This is a genomic window from Zoogloea sp. LCSB751, from assembly GCF_002028455.1.
In the GTDB taxonomy this organism is placed as follows: domain Bacteria; phylum Pseudomonadota; class Gammaproteobacteria; order Burkholderiales; family Rhodocyclaceae; genus Zoogloea.
The window spans coordinates 1-230 of the sequence record NZ_MWUM01000713.1 but is presented as its reverse complement, the minus strand read 5'-3'; the positions used below and the strand labels follow the sequence as shown (position 1 = coordinate 230).

Sequence of the window (230 nt, the reverse complement as noted above, 5' to 3'; positions counted from 1 at the left end):
GCGACAGGCCCAGCACGCGACGGGTCTGGGCCGGGTCGACCACGCCGTCGTCCCACAGCCGGGCGGTGGCGTAATACGGGTGGCCCTGATCTTCGTACTGCTGACGGATCGGGGCCTGGAAGGCTTCCTCATCTTCCGGGCTCCAGCTGCCGCCCTTGGTCTCGATGCCGTCACGGCGCACGGTGGCGAGCACGCTGGCGGCCTGCTCGCCGCCCATCACCGAGATGCGG

General features: G+C 70.9%; 1 protein-coding gene. It reads right to left on the bottom strand.

Annotation, left to right across the window (positions count from 1 at the left end):
- On the bottom strand, positions 1-230 hold a 230-nt coding region (locus B4920_RS28290; protein ID WP_305847149.1), incomplete at both ends, for a carboxyl transferase domain-containing protein.